The organism is Streptomyces sp. NPDC058653, from assembly GCF_042716895.1.
Taxonomy (GTDB): domain Bacteria; phylum Actinomycetota; class Actinomycetes; order Streptomycetales; family Streptomycetaceae; genus Streptomyces.
The window spans coordinates 16,061-33,028 of the sequence record NZ_JBHXRM010000024.1; the positions used below are offsets into that span (position 1 = coordinate 16,061).

8 protein-coding genes are annotated in these 16,968 nt (G+C 74.0%); all 8 read left to right on the top strand.

Annotated elements, in window-relative coordinates; all coding sequences use genetic code 11:
* Window positions 1-2 precede the first annotated feature (2 nt).
* The 8 genes from zwf to ACFWU9_RS21025 all read left to right on the top strand — a co-directional run bounded on the left by zwf (window position 3) and on the right by ACFWU9_RS21025 (window position 16,820).
* Window positions 3-1,535, top strand: coding sequence for a glucose-6-phosphate dehydrogenase (gene zwf / locus ACFWU9_RS20990; protein ID WP_384320502.1), 1,533 nt, complete (start codon window positions 3-5; stop codon window positions 1,533-1,535).
* On the top strand, window positions 1,532-2,551 hold the full coding sequence (gene opcA, locus ACFWU9_RS20995; protein WP_384320504.1) for a glucose-6-phosphate dehydrogenase assembly protein OpcA: 1,020 nt from the start codon (window positions 1,532-1,534) through the stop codon (window positions 2,549-2,551). Before zwf ends, opcA begins: the two co-directional genes overlap by 4 nt.
* A complete protein-coding gene (gene pgl / locus ACFWU9_RS21000) occupies window positions 2,548-3,330 on the top strand; it encodes a 6-phosphogluconolactonase (RefSeq protein WP_384320506.1) in 783 nt (260 codons plus the stop codon). The genes opcA and pgl overlap by 4 nt, the downstream gene beginning before the upstream one ends.
* Before the next feature lie 206 nt (window positions 3,331-3,536).
* Entirely contained in the window at window positions 3,537-4,403 is an 867-nt protein-coding gene (locus ACFWU9_RS21005) for a DUF4132 domain-containing protein (RefSeq protein ID WP_384320508.1), read from the top strand.
* A complete protein-coding gene (locus ACFWU9_RS21010; RefSeq protein WP_384320510.1) occupies window positions 4,400-9,547 on the top strand; it encodes a DNA-binding protein in 5,148 nt (1,715 codons plus the stop codon). The genes ACFWU9_RS21005 and ACFWU9_RS21010 overlap by 4 nt, the downstream gene beginning before the upstream one ends.
* A 147-nt stretch (window positions 9,548-9,694) precedes the next feature.
* Window positions 9,695-10,882 carry an AAA family ATPase gene (locus ACFWU9_RS21015; protein ID WP_384320512.1) on the top strand — a complete coding sequence of 396 codons (1,188 nt, stop codon included), beginning with the start codon at window positions 9,695-9,697 and terminating at the stop codon, window positions 10,880-10,882.
* Entirely contained in the window at window positions 10,879-14,937 is a 4,059-nt protein-coding gene (locus tag ACFWU9_RS21020; RefSeq protein ID WP_384320515.1) for a DUF5682 family protein, read from the top strand. The genes ACFWU9_RS21015 and ACFWU9_RS21020 overlap by 4 nt, the downstream gene beginning before the upstream one ends.
* Window positions 14,934-16,820, top strand: coding sequence for a hypothetical protein (locus ACFWU9_RS21025; protein WP_384320517.1), 1,887 nt, complete (start codon window positions 14,934-14,936; stop codon window positions 16,818-16,820). The genes ACFWU9_RS21020 and ACFWU9_RS21025 overlap by 4 nt, the downstream gene beginning before the upstream one ends.
* Window positions 16,821-16,968: the final 148 nt, after the last annotated feature.

The window sequence follows — 16,968 nt, forward strand, 5'->3', positions numbered from 1 at the left end:
CCTTGACCGCAACCCACGGAGCGAATCCGCTTCGTGACGCCGCGGACCGACGGCTCCCGCGTATCGCGGGGCCGTCGGGCCTGGTCATCTTTGGCGTCACGGGCGATTTGTCCCGTAAAAAGTTGATGCCTGCTGTCTACGACCTCGCCAACCGTGGCCTGCTGCCACCGGGCTTCTCGCTGGTCGGGTACGCGCGCCGGGAGTGGCAGGACGAGGACTTCGCGCAGGAGGTCCACGACGCCGTCAAGGCGCACGCCCGTACGCCCTTCCGTGAGGAGGTCTGGCAGCAGCTCATCCAGGGGATGCGCTTCGTCCAGGGCGACTTCGACGACGACCAGGCCTTCGAGAACCTGAAGTCCACCATCGAGGACCTCGACAAGGTGCAGGGCACGGGCGGCAACTTCGCCTTCTACCTCTCCGTACCGCCGAAGTTCTTCCCCAAGGTCGTCAAGCAGCTCAAGAAGCACGGGCTGGCCGACCAGAAGCAGGGCTCCTGGCGGCGCGCCGTCATCGAGAAGCCGTTCGGCCACGACCTGGTCTCCGCGCAGGAGCTGAACAAGGTCGTGCACGAGGTCTTCCCGTCCAACGAGGTCTTCCGGATCGACCACTACCTCGGCAAGGAGACCGTCCAGAACATTCTGGCGCTGCGCTTCGCGAACACCCTCTTCGAGCCGATCTGGAACCGGTCGTACGTCGACCACGTCCAGATCACGATGGCCGAGGACATCGGCATCGGCGGCCGGGCCGGGTACTACGACGGCATCGGCGCCGCGCGCGACGTCATCCAGAACCATCTCCTCCAGCTGCTGGCACTCACCGCGATGGAGGAGCCCGCCTCCTTCGACGCGGACGCGCTGGCCGCCGAGAAGACCAAGGTGCTGGGCGCCGTCCGGCTGCCGCGCAATCTCGGCAAGGACACGGTGTTCGGGCAGTACGCCGCGGGCTGGCAGGGCGGCGAGAAGGCCGTCGGCTATCTCCAGGAAGACGGCATCGACCCGAAGTCGACCACCGACACCTACGCCGCGGTGAAGGTGGAGATCGACAACCGCCGCTGGGCGGGCGTCCCGTTCTACCTGCGCACCGGCAAGCGGCTCGGCCGCCGGGTCACCGAGATCGCGGTGGTGTTCCAGCGGGCCCCGCACTCCCCCTTCGACCACACGGCCACCGAGGAGCTGGGGCACAACGCCCTGGTCATCCGGGTGCAGCCGGACGAGGGCGTGACCATGCGGTTCGGCTCGAAGGTGCCGGGCACGGCCATGGAGGTGCGGGACGTCTCGATGGACTTCGCCTACGGCGAGTCCTTCACGGAGTCCAGCCCGGAGGCGTACGAGCGGCTGCTGCTCGACGTGCTGCTGGGCGACTCCAACCTCTTCCCCCGTACGGAGGAGGTCGAGCTGTCCTGGAAGATCCTCGACCCGATCGAGCAGTACTGGGACAAGCACGGCAAGCCCGCGCAGTACGAGTCCGGGACCTGGGGTCCGGTCGAGGCGGACGAAATGCTCGCACGACACGGACGGAGCTGGCGTCGGCCATGAAGATCGACCTTACGGACACCACGTCCAGCAAAATCAACAAAGCGCTGGTCGAGGGACGCCGGGCGATCGGCACCCCGGCCGTCGGCATGGTCCTCACGCTGGTCCTCGTCACCGACGAGGAGAACGCCTACGACGCGCTCAAGGCCGCCAACGAGGCGTCCCGTGCGCACCCCTCCCGCAAGCTGGTCGTCGTCAAGCGGGTCTCCCGCTCGGCGCGCGACCGGTCCAAGGCGCGGCTCGACGCCGAGGTGCGGGTGGGCGTGGAGGCCGGCACCGGCGAAACGGTCGTACTGAGGCTGTACGGCGAGATCATCGACCACGCCCAGTCCGTCGTGCTTCCGCTCCTGCTGCCCGACGCGCCGGTCGTGGTCTGGTGGGCGGCGAACGCGCCCGACAACCCCAGCAAGGACCCGCTGGGCACGCTCGCCCAGCGCCGGGTGACGGACACCTACGCGGCCGAGAACCCGATCGAGGAGCTCAAGGCCCGCGCCGCCGTCTACACACCCGGCGACACGGACCTGGCGTGGAGCCGGATCACCCCCTGGCGCTCGATGCTGGCCGCCGCGCTGGACCAGGTCGACTGCAAGGTCACCGCGGTCGCCGTGGAGGGCGAGGAGATGAACGCGAGCTGCGAACTGCTCGGCATGTGGCTCGCCGACCGGCTGCACGTGCCGGTCACCCGGTCGGTCTCGCCCGGTCCCGGCCTCACGGCCGTCCGGATGGAGACCGACTGCGGGCCGATCGAGCTGCGCAGGTCGGACGGCTCGCTGGCGACGCTCTCCATCGACGGCCAGCCGGACCGCGCGGTGGCGCTCAACCGGCGCGAGACCTCGGAGCTGATCGCCGAGGAGCTGCGCCGGCTGGACCCGGACGACACGTACGCGGCGACACTGCGCTTCGGTGTGGAGCGGGTGGAGGTCACGAAGAACGGCGCGGACGGCTCGGACTCCGGTACGGCGGCGAAGAAGGCCGCACCGGCGAAGACGCCCGCCGCCAAGAAGGCGACGTCGAAGTGAGCGTTCCGCAACTCGTCGTCCACCGCGACAAGCAGCTGATGGCGTGTGCCGCGGCGGCCCGGCTGATCACGAGGATCGTGGACGCCCAGGCCTCGCGCGGTTCCGCGTCGATCGTCCTGACCGGCGGGCGCAACGGCAACGGCCTGCTGGCCGCACTGTCCGAGGAGCCCGCCCGGGACGCGATCGACTGGAGCCGGCTCGATCTCTGGTGGGGCGACGAGCGCTTCCTCCCGGAGGGCGACCCGGAACGCAACATCACCCAGGCGCGGGCCGCGCTGCTGGACTCGGTACCACTGGACCCCTCGCGGGTCCACGCGATGCCGGCGTCCGACGGCCCGTACGGCTCCGACATCGAGGCGGCGGCAGCCGCGTACGAGACGGAACTGGCCGCCGCCGCGCGGCCGGAGGACCACGCCCGGGTCCCGTCCTTCGACGTGCTGATGCTCGGCGTGGGGCCGGACACGCATGTGGCCTCGCTCTTCCCCGAGCTGCCGGGCGTCCGGGAGACCGAGCGCACGGTGATCGCGGTGCACGGCGCGCCGAAGCCACCGCCGCTGCGGATCTCGCTGACCCTGCCCGCGATCCGGGCGGCGCACGAGGTGTGGCTGCTGGCGGCGGGCGAGGACAAGGCGCGGGCGGCGGAGATCGCGCTCTCCGGCGCGGGCGAGATCCAGGCACCCGCGGCGGGGGCGTACGGCCGCGCCCGGACGCTGTGGCTCCTGGACGAGCCGGCGGCGTCGAAGCTGCCGCGGGCGCTGTATCCGGCGGCTTCGGCGTGAGGCGGGCGTGAGTCGACGTATGTGCGGCTGATTCCCGGGCGTTCGCCTGACGGAATGTCATATCAACGGCCCGACGGCCCGGTTCGCCTCATCGGCGGCCGGGCCGTCGCTGTCAGTGGTGACCTATAGCGTTCTTCTCCTACCGCAGTGCGGGGTCCATTCCCCTGCGGGATTCATGGTGCGTTGACGGGGAGAGGTGCGTACGGATGGGCTGGCTGTCGGCGGGCGAGGGGTATGAGGTCGCCCTGGTGGAAGGCCGGGTGGCCGCGAGGTCCACCTCGGGGCGGGCCGCGGGGCGGCAGCTGAAGACGCTGCCCAAGGCGGTGCGGACGCACCCGGAGGTGGACCGGCTGCGCAAGCTCGCCGAGTGGCTGGACCGGCACGCGACGGCGTGTGTGGCACGCGTCGACAGCTGGATGGTGTCGTCCCTGCCCGTGCCCACCGCGCTGCTGGCCCGGGTGTGGCCCGACGAGGCGTGGCAGGCGGGGCTGCGCGATCTGGTGGTGATGGGCGAGGGCCCGGACGAAGTGGGTTTCCTCCGGGACGCCACCGGCTCGGGTGAGCTGCGGGTCGTCGATCCGGACGGCGAGACGGTACGGCTGTCGCCGAGGACGGTGACGCTGCCGCATCCCGTGCTGCTGCCCGAGCTGGACGATCTGCGGGAGTTCGCCGCCGAGTTGGGCCTCACCCAGGGCGTGGAGCAGATACACCGGGCCACCTGGCACAAGCCGGCCGGCCTCGCGGAGAAGGCGAGCGCCGTGTCGGACTTCGCGGGCGCCGGTTACGACTCCCGGTTCGGACTCGCGGCGCGGGCCACCTCGCTCGGTTACCGGGTGACGGGGGGCTCTGCCACGTGCCAGATACGGGAGGCCGGGACGGTCACCGAGGCGTCCGTGTGGATCGGGGAGCCGTACTGGGACGGGGATTCCGAGACCGGCGACCTGTCCTGGAGCCGGCCGGACGGACGCACGCTGCCGCTGCGCCTGGTCGGACCCGTGGCCTGGTCCGAGGGAATGCGGATGGCCGCGGCCCTGCACGCCGGGCGCACGGTCAAGGAGGGCGAGGACGCGTGAGCGAGAGGGCGGGGGCACCGATGGGGGCGGGAGCGGACATGGCGGGGGAAGCGGTGGGAGCGGTGGAAGCGGGTACGGACGAGCGGGCCGCGGGGGCGGCGGAGGCCGAGCAGCTGCTGGGGGCCGGCGCGGTGCTGCCGCCGGGCACCCCGGGCGCGGGGCCGCGCGCGGTCCCTCTCACCACGCGCGCCTACCGGCATCCGGGGCTCGACGACCGGGTCGTGGTGCGGCTGGTCGCCGGGGAGCTGGGAGCGGCGGAGGACATGGCGGCGGGTTTTCTGGGGCTGGAGCCGGACGGTGAGCCCGTCGAGGTCGGCCTGGGCCTGCGGCAGTCGCTGAGCTTCCCGGAGTGGGTGCTGGTGCACCACCCGCGGGACGGCCGTCAGGCGCTCGGGCTCGTCCCGGAACTGGAACGGGTGGCCAGGCAGGCGAAGACCAAACCGAAAGCGGCGCTGACCTCGTACCAGCAGATCGCCGGACGGCTGGCCGACTCCGTACCGCACTTCCTGCCGACCTTCCTGGAACAGGCCGGGCGGGTCTTCCTCGGTGCGGAGAATCCCACCTACGCGGGGCAGATGTTCATGCGGGCCCGCGAAGCGGACAAGCAGCACGGGCTGGCCGTCGACGAGGAGCGGCTGGACGCGGTGTTCCTGGAGTTCGCGCTGGCCGGGGCGCTGCCGGTGAAGGCGCTCTCCGGGTACGCGCGGGAGCTGGCGGCCCGGCTGCCGGCCGACGAGGCGTACCGGCGGTTCCGTGAGCTGTGTGTACGGCGTACGGCGGGCGGGATCCAGCCGTCGGTCCAGATGTCCGCCGATCTGCGCAAGCTGGCGAAGGCCACCGGGTCGGACATGGCGGTGGCGGAGGGCGAGTATCTGACCGATCTGCTCGCCCTCCCGGCCACCCGGCGGGCGGCGCCCGGCTGGTGGAAGGCACATCGCCCGGCGCTCGCCGCGCTGTCGCGGCGGGAGCCCTCCACGCGCGGGAGGCTGCTGGATGTGCTGCCCGAGGACCACGACTGCGTGGAGTTCTGGCTGGAGCTGCTGGAGGAGTGCGGGGCCACCGCGGGGCTCTGGGACAGCGGGCTGCCCGCCGGGCAGCGGCCTTCCGACGGCACGGTGGGCTGGTATCTGCGGTTCATGGAGTTCCGCTCCCCGTCCCACCGCGTCTCCACCCGGCTGCCGGAGTTCTACCCGCTCGTGGAGCGGATGGCCGGGCGGTTGCGCGAAGAGCTGGCCGCGCCCGGTTCGACCGGCGCACTGCCGGTGCCCTACGGAGACGTGGATCTGCTGGACCTGCTGCTCTCCCTGGGTGTGCCGGTCGCCGATCCGAAGACGGAGGGGTGGATCCCTCCACTGCATGTACGGGAGTGGGCGAGGCCGAAGGCGGACCACCGTGATCTGCGGGCGCTGGAGGCCGACGCCCGGTTCCGGCCCGCGTTCCTGGCGGGGCTCGACCACTTCGGCGACGAGCCGGAGCGTTTCCGGGTGGTGGCCGAGTCCCCCGGCGGGCGGCCGATGGTCACGGAGTGGATGAACGCGGTCGCCCGCCGGGCGGCCCCGTCGACGCTGCCCCTGATGCCCGAGGGCCTCAACAGGCTGGGCCGGCTGCCCGGACTGGCCCTGGCCCTCGCGGAGGACGAGGTGCGGGCCGTCGCCGCCACGGATCTGGCCCCGCTGCTCGTCCGCACGTTGCGGGCCGGGATCTTCGACGAGCTGGGCTGGCCCGCCTGGGAGGCAGCGGTCGCGGAGCTGATGCCGGAGGACGAGAGGAGCCGGCTGGTCGTCGCCGACGCCTGGCCCCATCTGATCGTGGGGGGCACCTCGCAGGCGCGGGTGCTCGACGCCGAAGGCGCCGTGCTGACCCATGACCTGCGCATCCCCGAGAACGACATGTGGTGGCACCACCACGCCGGATTCCATTACGTCGACGGGCAGTTGCTCGTCCACTGGTGGTCCGCGTCCGACGGCGGCGGGCTCCAGGGGTACTGGCACACGGCCGCCGACCGGCCGTTCCCCGTCGAGTCCGCGATCGGCGTCCGAGGTGTCCAGGTCGAGCGGCTCGGCAGCGGCCTGGGGCCGTACACGGTGCCGAGGCCGGGCGGTGGGCGGCTCACGGGCGGCGGGGTGCTGCACGCGGGGGACACCGCGCTGCCCGAGGAACGGTCGGTGATCACAGACGGGACGCGGTTCTGGACGAGGGTCAAGGACGCCGAGGGTGTCGTACATCTGCGTGAACTGGACCCGCGGACGGGTGAGACCGGCGATGTCGGCGGGCCCGACTTCTTCGCCGAGGCGAAGCGTGACGCGCCGGAGGGCAGCGAGCTGGCCGGAGGCACACTGCTGCCGGCGCCCTCCGACGTGACCGGTCCCGGGTCGCATCCGGTGGGCGGGCTCCTGGGCCGGCGGGTGGTGAACCTGCCCGACGGGTCGGTGCGCTGCGAGGACGTCGCCGGGAACGCGGTCACGCTTGCTCCCGGCGTCGGCCGGCCCTCCCGCCCCCTGATGTTCCCCGGCGACGACCGGCCCCGGGGTGTCAGTGCCTCGGGCTCCGAGATCCGTCTCGTCGACCCGGAGGGCGGCATCACCGCGCTCGCACGGGTGGACGGCGCGCCGGGATCGTTCGCGGAGGGCACCGCGGTTCTGCCGCCGGAGAGCTACTGGCACTGCCTCGGAATCAGGGACCCACGGGGCTCGGAGGCGCTGCGCGCGGTAGACGGCGACACGGCGGCGACCCTGCTCGCGGCGGCGGTCGCGAGGGCCGAGCGGGCGAGGAAAGCACAGCGGGAGGGCAAGGAGTGGAAGGAGGCGGACCACCCCGACGAACTGCCCTCCCTGATCGCGCAACTGCTGCCCGAGGTCACCCATGACGCACTGGTGCGGGGCATCGCCGGGGTGGTGCGGTTCGCCGCCGAGCAGCAGGCCGCACTGGACGCGATCGTCGAGCGGCTGGACAGCAGGGCGGTGGTCCCGCGGCCGAAGCGAAAGACGGTCGGCCCGAAGAACGAGCTGATCGGGGAGGCGCTCAACGGGCTCGCGGACGACTGCCAGTTCTCAAGGGGCTACTCGTCCCCGAGCCGTAGCTGCGTCGGCCAGCTCCAGGCGCTGGGCGAGCTGCTGGCGGGCCCGGCGGAGGCGGACGTCACGGAGGAGGCCGGGGTCGGTGCGGCCGTGCGCCTTCATCTGGACGGGTCGCCGCTGCCGTCGGACGATACGGAGTGGGACGAACTGCTCGGTTCCACGCCGGCGTTGGCGTTCCGCGCCGCCTCGGTGACCACCGCGCCCGAGCACCGCGCGGCGCTGGGCGAGCTGCTGGCCGAGCTGGACACGATCGGCATGACGACGGCCGAGGGCACGGACCGCTGGCGGGTCTGCCAACTCCGCCTCGCCGACGCCGTGTTCACGAGCCCGGACGGCACCGCGCGGTCGGGCCACTGGTCGGGGGCGCTACGGCTGCCCGGCGGCGCGTTCCTCGCCGTCATCCGGTCGGGGCACTGGGCGCCGGCCGGTCGCGACTTCACGGCGCTGTTCCACGATCCGGCGGGCCGCTTCGAGATTCCCGCGCCGTACACCCGCCGGTCGGCGCCCCGCGAGATCGGCGTCGGCGAGGGCCGGGCGGCCGACTGGTTCACGGGCTTCCGGGCCGAACTGGCCGCGCGCGGGCCGGCGCCGTGGTTCCCGGCCGCCGCCGAGGAGTTCGCCCGGCTCACCGGAGTCACGCGATCCATGGCGGCGCTGGTGGTGGCCGGTCTGCCCCAGGTGACGACGCATGTGCAGGGGTTCCTTCCCACGGACGTACGGAACACGCTCGGGCTGAAGGCGCCGAACGCCGCGCTGGCCAGGGACACCCTGCGCCGTGTCGACGTCGGCGTCCGGCGGGCCGTCGTGGCGGCGCTGCTGCCGGCGGACCCCGCCAGACTGTGGACGGACGGGCCCGACGTAGCCGGGGCGGCCGAGGTCTGGAACAGCGCGCTCGGCCGGCGGACACCCGTCTCCGAGGAGATGCTGCTGGTCGTGGCGGAAGCGGTGCGGGCCGTGCGGTCGTCCTGGACGGCGGACCGGACCCTGCGGGCGCTCCTCGACCCGTCCGGCGAACCGCAGTTGGCGGCGGACGGAAGCTGGCGGGTCAAGGACGACCGCGTCGTTCCCGTCGGGGCGGACACCGCCGTGTTCGACACGAACGCGCTGACGACCCTGGTCGCGACAGCCGCGTGGCTGGCCCACGGGCTCCCGGCCGGACATCCGATCCGGGCTCTGCTGCCGGGCATGCTGAGCGCGGTACGGGAGCGGCTGGCCAACCCGGAGCTGACGCTCGGCCTCGGCCGGTACGTGCACCTGTCGGCGTTCCGCAAGGCGGCAGGCGCGCCCACGGAGACCGGTGAGGGCTACGAACGCTACGGCGCGGTGATCACGCCCACGTCCGACGACCGGCCGATGCCCGCCGTCCGGGTGGCGCTGCTGGACGAGGCCGGTGGCGACCCGTACCTGCCGGTCCTGCGCGGCATAGGCGACGGATACGGGTACGGTCCCGGCCGGACCGACGCCCAGGTGCTGTTCCCCGCCGAGGCGGGGCTGCGGGTCGCCCGCGACCCCCGCTTCGCGGCGCTCGTCGGCGACCCGGGCGACCCGGCGGCCGGCGGGCGGGACAAGGACGGCACCTGGTATCCGCAGGACCCCTCCCGCTCCGTGCCGGACCTGGTCGGCGAGGCCGCGAAGGAGTACGGCATCGGTGAGGACGCCGCCGTCCTGTATCTGATGCTGCTGGCGATGCCCGATCCGACCGACACCAATGTCGCCCGGTGGACGGGCTGGAAGCGACGGCGCGGTGGAGCGGCCCGTATCGAGGCGGCGCGCGAGGAGTTGGCGGCCACCGACCTGGTGGTCAGGGCGACCCGTACCGGAGCCAGGCGCTCGCTCTTCCTGCCGGGCGGCTGGACGGACACCGACTCGGGTGCCCTGCCGCTGGAGCGGTGGAAGCTGCCGCTGTTCGACCTGGTCAGCGCCGAGAGCGCGCCGCTGGACGTGATCGTGCCCACGGAGCCGGTCGCGGACCTCTACCGCCGAGCGTGGCGGCGGATCAGGGAGGGCGACATCCCGCGCTTCGACGAGCTCAGGACGCGGCGCGTCGGGCGGGGCGGCCGGGGCTGACCGTACGGCCGGGGCGGGGTGCCGAGCACCCCGCCCCACCCCCTCGACCCCACGCACCTCGACTCCCCCCTCAGCTCCTCCCCCCTCAACTCCTCCCCCCTCAACTTCACTCCACTTCGGTTCACTTCACCTGAACGAGGACTCCGCATGACCCGGACAGACACACGGACGGACACCCGGACGGACGGCGTGGCGACCGCCCCCACGAGCAGGCAGTCACTGCCGGCCGAGGAACGGTACGCCACCGAACTCGCCTTTCTCGCCGCGTACGACGACGGCCCCCGCCCGCCCGGCTGGGCGCTGACCCCGCGCGCGGTGGTCACCTTCATATGCGGCAGCGGCGGCGAGGCCCTGCGGCTGCCGGGGACGCACGCCGGGCTGCCCGCGCGGCTGACCGTGGCCCCGAAGTTCATCGGCGAACGCGCCCTGGTGGAACGGTGCGTGGTCACCCTCGTCGGTGAGCGCGGCCTGCTGCTCGTCGGCGAGCCGGGCACCGCGAAGTCGATGCTCTCCGAGCTGCTGGCCGCCGCCGTCAGCGGTACCAGCGCCCTCACCGTGCAGGGCACGGCGGGCACCACCGAGGACGCGTTCCGCTACGGCTGGAACTACGCGCTGCTGCTCGCCCAGGGCCCCACGCCACAGGCCCTGGTCGCCTCCCCGGTGCTCACCGCCATGCGCACCGGCCGGGTCGCCCGGATCGAGGAGATCACCCGCTGTCTGCCGGAGGTGCAGGACGCGCTCGTGTCGATCCTGTCCGACCGGCGCCTCAGCGTGCCCGAACTCGCGGGCACGGACGATGCGCAGGCCGCGGCCGTCCCCGGCTTCAGCGTGATCGCGACGGCCAACCTCCGGGACCGGGGCGTCTCGGAGATGTCCGCCGCGCTCAAGCGGCGCTTCAACTTCGAGACGATCCACCCCATCGCCGACGCGGAGGCGGAGACCGCGCTCGTACGGGGACAGGCCACGGCGGCCGTGGAGCGCGCGGGTACGGCGTACGGGGTGGACGACGCGGTCCTGGACGTCCTGGTCACTGTCTTCCGCGATCTGCGCAACGGCCGCTCGGCCGAGGGCTGGGACGTGGAGCGGCCGGGCACGGTGATGTCCACGGCGGAAGCCGTGCAGGTCGCCGCGTCGCTCGGGGTGGCCGCGGCGTATCTGCCCGGTGGTGATCTGCTCGACCTGGTGCCGGGGCATCTGCTCGGCGTGGTCCTCAAGGACGACCAGGCCGACCACGGGCGGCTGTTGGGCTACTGGGACGGTCCGGTACGGCGCCGTGCCGAGGACGGCGCGGAGATGTGGCGCCGCCTCTGGGACCTCCGGGAGAACCTGCGTTGAGCGGCGCGCAGGCGGTGGACACCACCGCGGACGACAGTGCGGCCGGCGATCCCCGGGACGCGGTGGGCGCGCTCGCGGACAGCGTGGAGCCGTATCTGATCGGGGTACGGCACCACAGCCCCGCGCTGGCCGCCGCGATACCGGCGCTGCTGGACGCCTCGGGCGCGGAGGTGGTCTGTGTCGAGCTGCCGACGGACTTCCAGCCGTGGCTGGCCCATCTCGCCGACCCGGGCACGGTGGCACCGGTGGCACTCGCAGGCGCCCACGAGGACGGGCGCCTCGGTTTCTACCCGTTCGCCGACTTCTCACCGGAACTGGCGGCGATCCGCTGGGCCAGGGACCACGGGGTCGAAGTGCGCTGCTGCGACCTGCCGTTGTCCGACCCGGCCTGGGCGCCGAGGGACTCCGACAGGGGCACGGACCGCCCCGGGACGTCGTTCGCCGCCGCGCTGGACGCGTCCGGCACGGGCCGCGAGGGCGACGACCTCTGGGACAGAACGGTCGAGGTCCGCGCCCCCGGCTGCCCCCCGGAGTCCGTACGCCGCGCGGCACTCGGCGTCGGCTGGGCCCTGCGCCACGACGCGTCGACCTCGGGCGGCGTCCCCACGACGGACCTGACCCGCGAGGCCCACATGCGCGAGTCGATCAAGGCGGCGTCGACGACCGGCCGCCGAGTGGCAGCGGTAATAGGCGCGTTCCACGCCCCGGCACTGGTACGGCCGGTTTCCCCGGCGGAGGCAAGCGATCCGACATGCGCCGCGAGCGCTCACGGGCCTCACGGGCCGACGGAGACCACCGGGGACGGCCGACCCAGCGGGTCGACCGGCCGGAGCGGTGCGGCCGGGAAGGACGGACAGGACGGGCCCGCGGCCGACGGACGACCGGCGGAAACCGCTGGGGACGGCCGGCCCGGCAAGGCGTCCTTCACCGACAACCCAGCTGGGGCCAACGGCGACGACGGCGCAAGCCGTTCGGCCAGGGCTGCGGGGACTCCCGGCAGCGCCACGGTCGGCAACGACGGGTCGCTCCGGCCCGCGACCGACGGACGACCGGCGGAAGCCGCCGGGGGCGGCCAGCCCGGCGAGGCGCAGTTCACCGATCGCGACGGCGAGAGCAGTCCGGGCGGTGGCACTGCGGCCGGAAAGGACGAAACCCACCGGCCGGGGGCCGACGCATCAGCGGGAGCCGCAGGGGACGCCCGCCCGGGCGGGTCGCCGTCCACGGGCCGGAGCGGCGGGTCGCGCCAGGACCGTTCCGGTGGGGGTCGGGTCGTGACCTCTCTTGTGCCGTATACCTTCGCTCTGCTCGACTCCCGGTCCGGGTATCCCGCCGGGATTCGGGATCCGCGGTGGCAGCAGGCCGTGTTCGTGGCCGGTGGGGTGGCCGAGCGGGTGCGGGACGCCGCCGCCGGGGTGATCACCGGGCTGTGCCGGGCGATGCGGGACGCCGGGCACACCGCCGGGACCGGCGAGGCCGTCGAGGCGCTGCGCCTCGCCGACGACCTCGCGCGACTCAGGACGCTGCCCGCCCCGGGGCGGGGTGAGTTGCTGGAGGCCGTCACGTCCGTTCTCGGTCAGGGCGAACCCCTCGGCCGGGGCAGGGCCCTGGCACGGGCCCTCGAAACCGTCCTGGTGGGCACCGACCGGGGCCGCACCGCGCCCGGCACCCCCCGCTCCGGGCTCGGGCCGGCCGTCGAGGCCGAGCTCGCCGCGCTGCGGCTCCCCTGCCCGGAGAGCCCCGAGGCCCGCGAGGTACGTCTCGACCCGCTCCGGTCGGAGCTGGACGGACGCCGCGAGGTCCTGCTGAACCGCCTCGACGTGTGCGACGTCGGGTACTGCGCCCCCGGCGACGTGGCCCGTACGGGCGACGCCGCCAGTCTCAGTACCCGGTGGCAGGCGTCCTGGACCCCGTCCGTCCCCGCCCGGCTCGACCTGGTCGGTGTCCGTGGTGTCACGGCGGCCGGCGCCGCGGCCGGAAAGCTGCGCGAAATCGCGCACGCGCAGGACGCCGAGGGCGGGCTCACCACCGCGCACATCCTCGGCGGGCTGCGCGACGCGGCGCGCTGCGATCTGCCGGAGCTGGTCGGCGAGCGGCTGGCAGAGGCCGCCGACGTACTGCCGTCGACGGCCACCCTGCCCGAACTCCTCGCCGCCCTGGACCTGTTGCACGCGCTGCGCCGACGACATCTGCCGGGTACCACCGAGGCCACCCGGCGCGACGCGTCCGAACTCGCCGTGGTCCTGCTGGAGGCCGCCGTACGCGGGCTCCCCGGTCTCGCGGGCAGTGACGACCCGCAGGACGCGGTCGCGCTGGTCGCGCTCGCCACGCGGGCCGGCGAACACCGCCTCGGTCTGCGGATGGACGACGCGCTGACGACGCTCGCGACGACCGGTTCACCGGTCATCCGTGGAGCCGCGACGGCGACGCGCGTCCTGCTCGATCTCGACGCGCCCGGGGCCCTCGGCGACCGGGTCGCGAGCTGGATCGACAGAGCCGTCGAGCCCGATGGACGGCACCGCCTCTCCGGGCTGCTCACCGGTCTGCTGACGGCGGCGGGCCCGCTGCTCCAGTCCGCGGAGGCCGCTCTCACGCCGCTTCTCGACCGGGTCGACACCCTCCCCGACCAGGGCTTTCTCGACCGGCTTCCGGCGCTGCGCGGTGGGTTCGACGTGCTCACCCCCGCCGACCGGAGCCGGCTGCTGCGTACGGTCGCGGACCGCCTCGGCGACCGCCCCGACCTGACGCTGAGCGCGCCGCCCGAACTCGTCGCGCTGTGGACGGCGGCCGACACCGCCGCACTCGCCGCGCTGACCGCCCTGGGGCTGCCCGAGCCGGTGGCACCCCCACGACGGGCGGACGCCGACCCCGTACCGAAGGACACCCACGCCCCGGAGGAGCGAACCCGCCCCACGGACGACTCCCGCCGCCTCGCACCCGCCGACCGCTGGCGGCTGCTGCTCGGCCGGGAGAGCGACCGGCTCCCCGACGGCGCCCGCCGCTACGCGCACGCGCTGGACGAGCTGTACGGCACCGGGCGCGGCGAGGGTGCCGAGGGCATCACGGACGGGCTGCCGGGCGTGCCCGGCGACGGGGGCGGCCAGGGCAAGTCCTTCCCCAGCGCCCGCGAGTGGGGGAAGGAACTGGAGGCGCTCTTCGCGGCGGACGTCCGCGAGGAGGTCCTCGCCAGAGCGGCGGACGCGGGCCGTACGGACGTACTGACCGAACTGGACCCGGCATCCGTCCGGCCCTCGGTCGAGCTGCTGCGGTCGGTGCTCTCGCTGGCCGGCGGCATGCCCGAGAAGCAACTCGCCCAGCTGCGCCCACTCGTACGCCGACTGGTCGACGAGCTTGCCCGGGAGTTGGCCACCCGGCTGCGCCCCACCCTCACGGGGCTCGCACACCCCCGTCCGACCCGCCGCGCGGGCGGCAAGCTCGATCTGCCCCGCACCCTGCGCGCCAACCTGGCGCACACCCGCCGCCTCGACGACGGCCGGACCGTCGTCGTCCCCGAGCATCCGGTGTTCAGCACGCGCGCGAGCCGGGAGGCGGACTGGCGGCTGATCCTCGTGGTCGACGTGTCCGGATCGATGGAGGCGTCGGTCATCTGGTCCGCGCTGACGGCCGCCGTCCTCGGCGGGGTGCCGACCCTCTCCACCCACTTCCTCACCTTCTCCACGGAGGTGATCGATCTGACGGAGCGGGTGAGCGATCCGCTGTCACTGCTGGTGGAGGTACGTGTGGGTGGCGGTACGCACATCGCGGCGGGCCTCGCCCACGCGCGCTCGCTGGTGACCGTGCCGAGCCGGACGCTTGTCGTGGTCGTCAGCGACTTCGAGGAGGGTTATCCGCTTGCGGGCCTGCTCGGTGAAGTGCGTTCACTCGCCGCGTCCGGCGTCCATCTCATGGGCTGCGCGGCCCTGGACGACACCGGCGCCCCGCGCTACTCCGTGCCTGTCGCCCAGCATTTGGTGGCGGCCGGGATGCCGGTCGCCGCCCTCAGCCCTCTCGCTCTCGCCCGCTGGGTGGGCGACCGACTCCGCGGGGAGAACCGATGACCTCGTCCGACCCGACCGCTCCGACCGCCCCCACCGTCCCGCTGCCACCGGTCACCGCGGAGGTGGTCGCCGGTGCGGTGGAGAGCCTGACGTCCCGGCTGCGCAAGAGGCTCGACGCGGCGATCGAACAGTACGGCGCCGTACCGGCCACCGCCGCCGGCCCGCCCGACGACGGCGGTGTCAGCGTGCGATGCGGCGAGGAAACGGTGGTCACGCTGCTGCCCGGGGCGTCCGGCGCGGTCACCGAGGCAGACCAGGCACGGTGCACGTGCCTGCTCTCGCCCCGGTGTCTGCACCGCGCGGCCGTCCTCGGGGCGTGCCCGGTGGCCGCCCCGGAGGAGGCGCCGGTGGCGGAAGCCGCCCCGGCGGCGCCCACAACGCCCGAGACGGAGGCCCCCACCGGCACCGCCACCCCCTCCGCCCCGCTCAGCCCGGTCCGGATCGACGCAGCCACCGGTCTCTGGTCGGCGGCCACCGCCGTACTCGCGGCCGGACTGCCCGCCGCCGGGGCGATCCCGCAGGCGGAACTGCTGCGGGCGGCCCACACCGCCCGGCTGGCCGGACTGCACCGGGCCGAGGCCGCCGCGCTACGGGTGGTACGCGGGCTGCGCGACGCCCGCGCGGGCCACGCCGGCCACCGGCTGGCCGACCTGGTCGCGGCCCTGCGTGAACTCCTGCTCACCACCCGCCTGTTGGCGGCGGGCAACGGCGACCCCGCGCTCATCGGCACGGCCCGGCGCGGCTACCGCCCGAGCGGCACGCTGAAGGTGTACGGGGTCTGCCGGGAGCCCGTCATCAGCGCGACCGGGTACGGGGGCGTGGTCACCCATCTCGTGGACGAGGACCACCGCTGGTTCTCCGTGGCCGACGTCAAACCGGGCGGATCGGCCCGCGCGCGGGGCGCGGCGACAGCCCCGGTCACCGTCGGCGCGACGGTCCTCGACCATGCCCAGCTCTCGCGCGGAGGTCTGCTGATCACGGACGCGACGATCTCCCCGGACGGCCGCCTCGGTTCCGGCAAGGGCGTCCGGTCCACTCCGCTCGCGGGTCTGCCCTGGTCGTCCGGACCGCTCGCCGCCCTGTTCGCCCGCCCGACGGCAACGACCGTGTCCGAACGGCTCTCCGCCGCCGATGGCAGGGCCCCCGACGAGGAACTGACCGCCCGGATCGGCGAACCGGTCGGCTGCGACCTGGTGATCACCGGCGCCGTGGGCGACCAGTTGCTCGCCCGCGAGCTGCCGCACCCCGAAGCCGACGGCCCGACCGGACCCTTGATCCGCCTGATGGCCGCGCACCCCCACCCGGATCTCGCCCACACGGCGAACCTGCGCCGCCTGGCCTCCCGCCCCGGCCTGCGCGTCCGCGTACTGGGCCGGATCGATCCGGAGCGCGCCGCCACCCTGCGTCCTCTGGCCGTGGGCCCGGTGCCGGGCACGGAGGCGACGCTGCGTCTCCCGGCGGAGTGGCAGGACCGCGCGGACCTCGGATACGACCGTCTCCAGGGCTCACATCTCCCACCGCCGGACGCCTGCCCCCCGACGGGGCCCGAGCACACCGGACCGGACGTACTGGCCGACTCCCCCGTATGGCGCGTCCGCCGCCTCACCGAACTCGCCGTCTCGGGCGGCCGCCGCGCGGTGGCGGAGTCGGCCCGCAACGGCGGCTCCCGAACAGACGGCACCGCCCTCCGCGCCACCGGCTTTCACACGGCGGCAGACCTGACGACCACGCTCACCTCCGAAGCAGACCGCCGCACCCGCGACACCTTCGGCCGCCTCGACGACACCACCCCGGACGCCTACGCGTCGGCGTGGCTGGCGACGGCGTTCCATCTCGCATCCACGGAAAGGGAATTGGTCAGCTCAAGCTGGCGGGCACAGTAAGCCACCCCACCCAGCCCCGCCGGCACCCGATCCAGCCCCGCCAGGGCCCTTGAGGCACGGAGCCCCACCCAGCCCCGCCGGCGTTTGAGGCGCGGGGCCCGGGGCGGAGCCCCGAAAAACAGCCCGCCCGGCGTGGGATGGCACGCCC

Coding starts and splice junctions, on each gene's coding strand:
- ACFWU9_RS21015 (WP_384320512.1), top strand. CDS start 9,695: ATGACCCGGACAGACACACGGACGGACACCCGGACGGACGGCGTGGCG.
- opcA (WP_384320504.1), top strand. CDS start 1,532: ATGAAGATCGACCTTACGGACACCACGTCCAGCAAAATCAACAAAGCG.
- ACFWU9_RS21005 (WP_384320508.1), top strand. CDS start 3,537: ATGGGCTGGCTGTCGGCGGGCGAGGGGTATGAGGTCGCCCTGGTGGAA.
- ACFWU9_RS21025 (WP_384320517.1), top strand. CDS start 14,934: ATGACCTCGTCCGACCCGACCGCTCCGACCGCCCCCACCGTCCCGCTG.